This window comes from Pseudomonas asplenii (assembly GCF_001293465.1).
GTDB classification, from domain to species: Bacteria; Pseudomonadota; Gammaproteobacteria; order Pseudomonadales; family Pseudomonadaceae; genus Aquipseudomonas; species Aquipseudomonas fuscovaginae_B.
Genome location: NZ_JSYZ01000009.1, coordinates 1 through 1,246 on the forward strand (window position 1 = coordinate 1; position 1,246 = coordinate 1,246).

The window sequence follows — 1,246 nt, forward strand, 5'->3', positions numbered from 1 at the left end:
GCAAGCCCGGCTCCTACGGGGGCGTCAGCAGAATCAGGCCAGCTCGGCCACTGGTCGCGCCGCCTTCTGCGCCTCCAGTTCACGCACCAGCGGCAACACCCGCTTGCCGAAATATTCGACCTCTTCCTGGAAATGCAGGAACCCCGCCAGCACCAGGTCCACCCCTACCGCCTTCAACGCCACGATGCGCTCGGCGATCTGCTGCGGGGTACCGATCAGGTTGGTCTTGAAGCCGTCGTTGTATTGCACCAGGTCTTCGAAACCGGACTTGGCCCAGTTGCCCTCGCCTTCCGGCGACGACTTGCCGGCCTGCTTTGCCGCATCGCCAAACGCGCCAACCGCCTCGGGATCGGCCTTGTCGATGATTTCCGCCAGCACCGCGCGGGCCTCCTCCTCGGTATCGCGGGCAATGATGAAGGCGTTCACCCCAATCTTTACCGAGTGACCGTTGGCCGCGGCCTTGGCACGGATGTCGTCGACCTGGGCCTTGATGCCTTCCGGCGTGTTGCCGTTGGTGAAGTACCAATCCGAAACCCGTGCCGCCATGTCCCGTGCCGCCCGCGAGCTGCCGCCCTGGAAGATCTCCGGATGCGGTTGGCTCAGCGGCTTGGGCTTGAGGGTGTAGTCGTTGAACCGGTAGAAGTCGCCCTTGAAGGTGAACCCGTCCTCGGTCCAGATCCCCTTCAGCGCGCGGATGAACTCTTCGGAGCGGCGATAACGCTCGTCGTGCTCCAGCCAGTGCTCGCCGATGGCGTGGAACTCGCCGCGGAACCAGCCGCTGACGATATTCACGGCGATCCGCCCACCGGTCAGCTGGTCGATGGTCGCCAGTTGCTTGGCCGCCAGCGCCGGCTGCCAGGGGCCGGGCAGGATCGCGGCGATCACCTTCAGTTGGGTGGTGGCGGCCAGCAGGGCATGACTGAACGCCACCGACTCGTGCTGGTACTCGGCGCCATAACCGGCGGTAAAGCGAATCTGGGTCAGGCCGTACTCGAACCCGGCCTCCTCCGCCAGTTGCGCCAGTCTGCGGTTGTAGTCGATGTCCCAGCGGGTACGCTGCTCGATCTTGCTGACCACCAGGCCACCACTGACATTGGGTACCCAGTAGGCGAATTTCACGGCTTGCTGACTCATGGTGCTGCACCTCGGACCAGGGAATGTCAGGTCACTGGAGCAGCAAGCGTGCCAGCGTCCGACCCGGCAACCGCACGAACACGGCACGATACCCTGTGGGAGCGGGCTTGCC

At 64.6% G+C, this 1,246-nt stretch carries 1 protein-coding gene; it reads right to left on the reverse strand.

Annotated elements, in window-relative coordinates:
• Positions 1 to 33 precede the first annotated feature (33 nt).
• Complete coding sequence (sfnG, locus tag PF66_RS11985; RefSeq protein WP_054059916.1) at positions 34 to 1,134, reverse strand: dimethylsulfone monooxygenase SfnG; 1,101 nt, start codon at positions 1,132 to 1,134, stop codon at positions 34 to 36.
• Positions 1,135 to 1,246: the final 112 nt, after the last annotated feature.